At 65.8% G+C, this 7,089-nt stretch carries 8 protein-coding genes, 1 other RNA gene and 1 riboswitch; of the genes, 4 read left to right on the top strand and 5 right to left on the bottom strand.

Going from position 1 to position 7,089, the window contains the following annotated elements:
* Nucleotides 1-101 precede the first annotated feature (101 nt).
* On the bottom strand, nt 102-551 hold the full coding sequence (locus tag ACR2JA_RS04775; RefSeq protein ID WP_434007969.1) for an SWIB/MDM2 domain-containing protein: 450 nt from the start codon (nt 549-551) through the stop codon (nt 102-104).
* Nucleotides 552-831: 280 nt separating this feature from the next.
* Between ACR2JA_RS04775 and rraA the strand changes: the two genes are divergently transcribed.
* Entirely contained in the window at nt 832-1,338 is a 507-nt protein-coding gene (gene rraA / locus ACR2JA_RS04770; RefSeq protein WP_434007968.1) for a ribonuclease E activity regulator RraA, read from the top strand.
* Between the two features lie 17 nt (nt 1,339-1,355).
* Here the strand turns inward: rraA and ACR2JA_RS04765 are convergent, their stop codons facing one another.
* From ACR2JA_RS04765 to ACR2JA_RS04750, 4 genes are all read right to left on the bottom strand, one after another.
* Entirely contained in the window at nt 1,356-2,171 is an 816-nt protein-coding gene (locus ACR2JA_RS04765) for a sulfite exporter TauE/SafE family protein (protein ID WP_434007967.1), read from the bottom strand.
* A gap of 141 nt (nt 2,172-2,312) precedes the next feature.
* A non-coding RNA gene (gene ssrS, locus ACR2JA_RS04760) (6S RNA) lies at nt 2,313-2,492 on the bottom strand.
* Between the two features lie 72 nt (nt 2,493-2,564).
* Nucleotides 2,565-2,936, bottom strand: a complete 372-nt coding sequence (locus ACR2JA_RS04755) for a cell division protein ZapA (RefSeq protein WP_434007966.1) — start codon at nt 2,934-2,936, stop codon at nt 2,565-2,567.
* Complete coding sequence (locus tag ACR2JA_RS04750) at nt 2,933-3,169, bottom strand: DUF904 domain-containing protein (RefSeq protein WP_434007965.1); 237 nt, start codon at nt 3,167-3,169, stop codon at nt 2,933-2,935. Before ACR2JA_RS04750 ends, ACR2JA_RS04755 begins: the two co-directional genes overlap by 4 nt.
* A gap of 51 nt (nt 3,170-3,220) precedes the next feature.
* Nucleotides 3,221-3,464, top strand: a riboswitch (cobalamin riboswitch).
* Between the two features lie 80 nt (nt 3,465-3,544).
* On the opposite strand from ACR2JA_RS04750, the gene ACR2JA_RS04745 reads away from it, so the two are divergent.
* The 3 genes from ACR2JA_RS04745 to ACR2JA_RS04735 form a co-directional block, all read left to right on the top strand.
* Entirely contained in the window at nt 3,545-5,380 is a 1,836-nt protein-coding gene (locus ACR2JA_RS04745) for a TonB-dependent receptor domain-containing protein (protein WP_434007964.1), read from the top strand.
* A gap of 28 nt (nt 5,381-5,408) precedes the next feature.
* A complete protein-coding gene (locus ACR2JA_RS04740; RefSeq protein ID WP_434007963.1) occupies nt 5,409-6,746 on the top strand; it encodes a cobyrinate a,c-diamide synthase in 1,338 nt (445 codons plus the stop codon).
* The coding region (locus ACR2JA_RS04735; RefSeq protein WP_434007962.1) for an ABC transporter substrate-binding protein at nt 6,743-7,089 on the top strand (347 nt) is incomplete at its 3' end. The genes ACR2JA_RS04740 and ACR2JA_RS04735, both read left to right, overlap by 4 nt.

The following is a 7,089-nucleotide window of genomic DNA, read 5'->3' as shown; positions in this document are numbered from 1 at the left end:
GTCCTGAACAGATCGCGCGTGCCGTGGACGAAAAAAAATCCGCTCCAGCGAGCGGCGTTTGTCGGGAACCTCGCCACCGGGGCGCGGGTTCCAGATCCTGATCACTTCAGGTGTTCGTTGATCATTTTGGTCATTTCGAACATCGAAGCCTGGGCCTTCTTGAAGATTTCCTTCAGCTTGGCGTCGGCGTTGATCATGCGCTTGTTCGCGGCGTCCTGCAGCTTGTTCTTCTTGATGTATTCCCAGACCTTCTTGGTCACTTCGGTGCGGGGAATGGCGGTGCTGCCCACGATGGCGGCCAGCGCGGCGCTGGGCGTCATGGCCTTCATGAAGGCGGCGTTGGGGGTGCGCTTCTTGGCAGGAGCGGCCTTCTTCGCAGGTGCAGCGGCCTTCTTGGCGGGAGCGGCAGCCTTCTTGGCGGGAGCGGCAGCCTTCTTAGCGGGTGCAGCAGCCTTCTTGGCCGGAGCAGCAGCGGCCTTCTTGGCGGGCGCAGCGGCTTTCTTGGCCGGAGCGGCAGCCTTCTTTGCGGGAGCTTTTTTTGCAGTTGCCATGGTTGGATTTCCTTCTAGAAGTGGAATATGAACCAGCTGAAAACGCGCTTTCTCACTGGTCACGAGCATGCTAATGGACTTGCCTGCGCATTCCAAGGTGCGCGCGGGTGTTTTTTGCATGTTTTCATAGGGAGCGCCGCGCTTTTTGGCCGCGAAAACAACAGTTGCGCACGGGCGTGCTGCAAGCGCTCTGTCAGAGCCGAGCTCCATGCTGGCGGCCCGCCCGTGCCGAGGTCCGGTACGCTGTGCGTTCAACGGAGTTTTTTGGAGCGTTTTGACCATGAGCCCAACCCCTTTTGCTGCGACCTGCGATCTGTGCGATGCCCACAAGGGCGACGATTCGGGCGCCTTTCGCGTGCTGCCGCCCGTGTTCCGTGAATTCGGTGCGTCGCCGCGTTTTGCCGGCCCGGTGGTCACCGTCAAATGTTTCGAGGACAACACCCCGGTCAAGCGTGCGCTCGAAAGTCCGGGCGAAGGTCGCGTGCTGGTGGTGGACGGGGGCGCTTCGTTGCGCCGCGCGCTGGTGGGCGGCAACATCGGTGCCGCTGCGGCGCGCAACGGCTGGGCGGGCGTGGTCATTGACGGCTGCGTGCGCGATGTGGCCGAACTGCGTGAGTGCGAAGTGGGCATCCGGGCGCTGGCCGCCATGCCGCTGCCGACCGATCGCAAGACCGACGGGCAGACCGGCGTGGTGGTGCAGATCCAGGGCGTGTGGGTGCGGCCGGGCGACTGGCTCTACGCCGACGAAGACGGCATCGTCGTCTCAGCCACCCCTTTGCACGGCTGAGCCGCGCGAGCGCGTGGTCAGGCGCTCAGGCCCTTGTAAAGCATGTAGGCGGCCAGTGCGTAAAGCGTGGTGGCGAACACCTTCTTGAGCGACTGCACGGGCAGGGCATGGGCCGCCTTCACGCCCAGTGGCGCCATGAGGACGCTCGCGCAAGCGATCACGGCCAGTGCCGGCCAGTAGATGTAGCCCAGCGAGTGCGCCGGCAGGCCTTGCACGGTCTGCCCCGAGATGACGTAGCCCACCGCGTTGGCCAGCGCGATCGGGAAACCCAGCGCAGCGCTGGTGGCCACGGCGTTGTGGATGGCGACGTTGCACCAGGTCATGAAGGGCACGCTCACAAAGCCACCGCCTGCGCCGACCAGACCCGAGAGAAAACCGATCACCGTGCCGGCACCCACCTGGCCCGCGGTACCGGGCAGGGTGCGCGAAGGCTTGGGCTTCTTGATTTTGAGCATCTGGGTGGCCGAGAAGCTGACGAACGCCGCGAACAACAGGGCCAGCCAGGCGCCTTTTAGCAGCGCGAACACACCCAGGCTGGCCAGGGCCGCGCCGAGGACGATGCCGGGTGCGAGCTGGCGAGCGATGTCCCAGCGCACGGCACCGCGCTGGTGGTGCGCCCGCACGCTGGAGATGGAGGTGAACACGATGGTGGCCATGGACGTGGCGATCGCCATCTTGACCGCCAGGTCGGGCGCCACACCGCGCGTGCCCAGGATGTGGGTGATGAACGGCACCATGATCATGCCGCCTCCGATGCCCAGCAGCCCCGCCAGAAAGCCCGTGCACAGACCGAGCGCGGCCAGCTCGACGATGAGGATGGGATCGAGAGTCATGTGTGCTGAGGGGATGTCCGGCAGAAGTGCCCGATGAAACCAGGGCAGCCGTGGAACCGGCTTTGCCGGGCCACTGGCTGCGTCTCCCCTCCCGAAGGAGAGGGGGGAAGACGCGAAGCGGCGCAGGGGGGTGAGCTGAATAAGGTGTCTGCAAATGCCACCGGACCGGCATCCTGAACCGGGGGTTCAGGTGGGCGAGGGCAACATGGCTTCGGGTTCATCTGACGCGAGACGCTCACACCAGCCATGTGTGTACCAAGCCCGGGCTCAATGAGCATTGGTTCAAGGAAATATAAAGCCCGGCGAGCACTGCAGACAGTTGCCATTGTAGGCGCTGCAGCGGCGGCCCGGGTTCCGCCGGTCTTGTGAATGGGGGCTTTTGTGCAGACCAGTTCAGAGCAACTGGCCGTCGTTGCCCAATGTCTGGTCCAGGCGCCGGATCAGTTCGTTCATGCGGCCTTGCGTCGCCGGGTCCACGGTGTCGGTGGCGAGCGCGCCAGCCGCGGAAACGTCGGTCGCGCTGGCCGTGCCCGCCGACAGGGTCTGACTTTCTTTCTGTGACAGCTCGAACGCGAGGTTGAGCGAAGCCAGCACCGCGATGCGGTCACGCGCCTTGACCTTGCCCGCATCCCGGATGCGGCACATGGCAGTGTCCACCCGTTCCACCGCTTCGAGCAGCGCCTGTTCGCCACCCACCGGGCAGGCCAGCAGGTAGCTCTGTCCCATGATCTGCACCTCGATCTGCTTGCTCGCCGACTTGTTCATGCGTTGTGGTCTTTGCGGTGGGGCTCGGCGGTGGTGGCGACGGGCAGGCGGTCGAGCAGGGCGTCGATGCGCGCGCGCGCCGCGTTCAGTCGCGACTTGAGCGAGTCGCGCTCGGTCTGCAGGGCCTGCACCTGTTCCAGCAGCAGGGCGTTGGTGCGCTGCAGTTCCTCGTGTCTCAGGAGCAGCCGCTCGACGCGCTCTGCGATCTGGTCAAGGTGGTGGTTGTCGGCCATGGTGTGACAGTGTGGATTTCGCATTGTAGGGTTGCCGCAAGCGACCCGGACTTAGAATGCCACCCGTTGGTGCTCGCGGTGTGGTTCACATGCCGCAGTTCAACGGGAAGCAGGAGGGAAGGCCCACACCGGACCGACCTAACCTGCGCTGCCCCCGCAACGGTAAGCAGACGAGATGCCCGATCCATCGGGCCGCTCCGCTTTCATCTCACAACCACTGGACGGTGTTGCTGTCTGGGAAGGTGATGAAGGTCGCTCTGTCAGCCCGGATACCGGCCAACATGGAGGAGGTGCGTCCCGCAAGGGGTGTGCCGCCATGCCGCCCACGCGCTGTCGGGGAAGACAGCGAGGGCACCTGTCTGTGTTTTCTTCATCATGAAATCCCGCGTTACCCGAGCACGCCTGGCCGTGCTGCCCCTGGCCTGCGCCGCCGCATTCCCGGTGCTGGCCCAGAACACTGCTACCCTGTCTGAAACAGTGGTCACGGCCACACGTGTCGAGCAGCCTCTGACCGATGTGGTGGCGGATGTGTCCATCATCGACCGAGACACCATCGATCACAGCGTCACTTCGGCGCTGGCCGACCTGTTGTCTCGCGTGCCTGGCATTTCAATCACGCGCAACGGTGGGCCACTGTCCTCGACCAGCGTGTATTTGCGAGGCGGCGAGTCGCGCTTTACCGCTGTTTTCGTGAACGGCGTGCGTGTCGATTCCCAGTCGACGGGAGGTGCCTCCTGGAACACCATTCCCCTGAGCCAGGTGGAGCGCATTGAAGTGCTGCGGGGGCCGGCTGCGGCGATCTACGGTTCGGACGCGCTGGCTGGCGTGATCCAGATTTTCACGCGTGAAGGATCCGTTGGATTGAGGCCCTCTCTTGAGCTGGGGGTGGGCTCGCATGGAACGGAGCGCGTGGACATGGGCCTGAGCGGCGGGCAGGGGGAGGTGACCTATGCACTGGGTGTCACGCGTGAGACCAGCGATGGCTTCAATGCCCAACCCGCCGGAACACCTGACCGGGATGGCTACCGTTCCACCGCTGCTTCGGCGCGTGTGGGCTGGACGGTCGCGCCCGGGCACCAGTTGGAGGCGTCCTGGCTCGCGAACGATCTGAAATCCCAGTACGACGGGTACACGCCTGGGGAGGATGACTGGGCATTGCAAGAACTGCAGACCCTGGGGCTGACCTGGCAAGCGCGCTGGAGCGACCGGTACACCACCCGGGTCAGCGTCAGCGAGTCGGATGACCGCTACGAAACCATGCCCTCACCTTATGTGACCGACACGACCGTCCGCAGCTACCTCTGGCAGAACGAATGGCGGCAGGGGCCGAGCCTGATCACCGCAGCTTTGGAGCGGCGTGAAGACCACCTGAAAAACGCCAGCACGACGCCGAGCCAGACCCGGCGTTCTCAGGACGCCCTGGCACTGGGTTACGGTTTGCGGTCGGGAGCGCATACCTTGCAGTTCAATGCCCGTCGCGACGATGACAGCGAGTTCGGTGGCCAGGCCACCGGCAGCGCGTCTTACGCCTACGGCTTCGCGCCCCACTGGCGCGCCACGGCTTCTGCGGGCACGGCCTTCCGGGCCCCGACGCTATTCCAGCGTTTCAGCATCTATGGTGTGCCCACACTCAAGCCTGAGACATCCCGCAATGTCGAGCTGGGTGTGAAGTACGAGGCGCGGGGCCGCAGTTTCAGTGCGGTCGCCTACCGCAACCGGCTGCGGGATCTGATCGACTACGTCTCGGGACCCGGTTCGTGTGTCAACGGCACCGGCACCTATGCGGGCTGCTACGCGAACGTCAATGCTGCGCTTTACACGGGGGTGTCGTTCCAGATCGCGTCCAAACTCGCCAATGGCGTGCGTCTGGGCGGGTCTCTGGACCTGATGAACCCCGAGAACCTGGTGAGCGGCAAACAGCTGCCGCGGCGCGCGAAGCAGACGGCCACGCTGACGGCGGACATGCCGCTGGGTGCCTGGAGCCTCGGGTCGGAGTTGCAACTGGTCGGCGAGCGATTCGACAACGCCGCCAACACCGCCCGTCTGGCCGGCTATGGGCTGCTGAACCTGAGCGCCACCACCCGGTTGGCGCGAGACTGGACGCTGGTGGGCCGCATCGACAACGTTGGCAACAAGGACTACCAGACCGCCAAAGGATATGCCACCTCGGGTCGCGTGGCGTATGTGGGCCTGAAGTGGGCGCCGCAGTGACGAAGACCGCATGTTGAACCGTCCAGTCATGTGTCCCGCCCTGCTGATCGCCGCCCCGGCCTCTGGACAGGGCAAGACCACGGTCACCGCGGCCCTGGCGCGCCTGCACGCGCGGCAAGGCCGGCGGGTGCGGGTGTTCAAGTGCGGGCCGGACTTTCTGGACCCGCACTGGCACCAGCTGGCCAGCGGTCAGCCGGTGCACAACCTGGACCTCTGGCTCAACGGCGAGGCCGATATCCGCGCCCGTCTGCACGAAGCCGCCATGACCAGCGACCTGATCCTGATCGAAGGGGTGATGGGGCTGTTCGACGGCGAGCCGAGCGCGGCCGACCTGGCGGTCAAGCTGGGCATACCGGTGCTGGCGGTGATCGATGCCGGCGCCATGGCCGGCACTTTTGGCGCCCTGGTGCACGGCCTGCGCCACTACCGCCCGGGCCTGCCATGGGCCGGCGTGCTGGCCAACCGCGTCGCCAGCGAGGGCCACGAAAAGATGCTGCAGGCTTCCGTGCGCGCTGACGATCGGTCGGCCGAGCCCGGCGGCATCGACGCCGGCTGGCTGGGTGGCTTGCGGCGCGATGCGGGATTCGCGTTGCCCGAACGGCACCTGGGCCTGACGGTCGCATCCGAACTGCCCGATGCGTTGGCGCGGCTGGACGCACTGGCCGATGCCATGGCCGCCACGCCGCTGGGTCGGCTGGATGCGGCGGGCTGGCAACGCTGGGCCGTGCCGTTTGAGGCGCAGCCCGTTCAGCCAGTGGCGCCGCTGCTGAAGGACCGCACCGTGGCGGTGGCGCGCGACGCGGCCTTCTGCTTCACCTACCCGGCCAACCTGGACACACTGCGTGCTTTGGGCGCCGAGCTGGTGTTTTTCTCGCCGGTGGCCGACGAACCGGTGCCCGACTGCGATGCGGTCTGGCTGCCGGGCGGTTACCCCGAGCTGCACGCCGATGTCCTTGTGAAAGGCAGACGTTGCCGTGCTTCGCTGGCGGCGCACATCGCGGCCGGCAAGTCCGTCTGGGCCGAGTGCGGCGGCATGATGCCGCTGTTCGACGGTCTGACATTGAGCGATGGCAAACGGGTGCCGATGTGGGGCCTGCTGCCGGGCGAGGTGGCGATGCAGCCGCGTCTGGCCGCCCTCGGCCCGCAGCGCTGGGACACGCCGAAGGGCGAACTGCGGGGCCACACCTTCCACTTTTCGCTGACCACCTCGCCGCTGGCACCGGTGGCGCAGACCGTGCCGGGCAGCACATTCGGACGACCCGAAGCCGTGTATGGCCAGGGTCCGGTGCGTGCGAGCTACTTCCATGCGTGGTTTGCCTCGAATCCCGAAGCCACGGCGCAACTGTTTCTGGCGGAGGTTTCATGAGCACTGTTTTGCCTGGACCCCAGCGCATCGTCTGCCTGACCGAGGAGACGACCGAGTGGCTGTACCTGCTGGGGCAGGAGTCGCGCATCGTTGGCATCAGCGGCTACACCGTGCGGCCGCGCCGCGCGCGCGAAGAAAAGCCCAAGGTCAGCGCGTTTCTCAACGCCAAGATCGACAAGATCCTGGAGCTGCAGCCCGACTGCGTGTTCGGTTTTTCCGACTTGCAGGCCGACATCGCGGCGGCGCTGATCCGCGCCGGTGTGCAGGTGACGGTGTTCAACCAGCGCAGCGTGGAGGAGATTTTTTCCATGCTCTACCAGGTGGCGGCCATGGTGGGCTGCGC

The organism is Hydrogenophaga sp. (assembly GCF_051007235.1).
In the GTDB taxonomy this organism is placed as follows: domain Bacteria; phylum Pseudomonadota; class Gammaproteobacteria; order Burkholderiales; family Burkholderiaceae_C; genus Hydrogenophaga.
The sequence above is the reverse complement of the archived record's forward strand: the minus strand, read 5'-3'. Positions and strand labels throughout refer to the sequence as shown.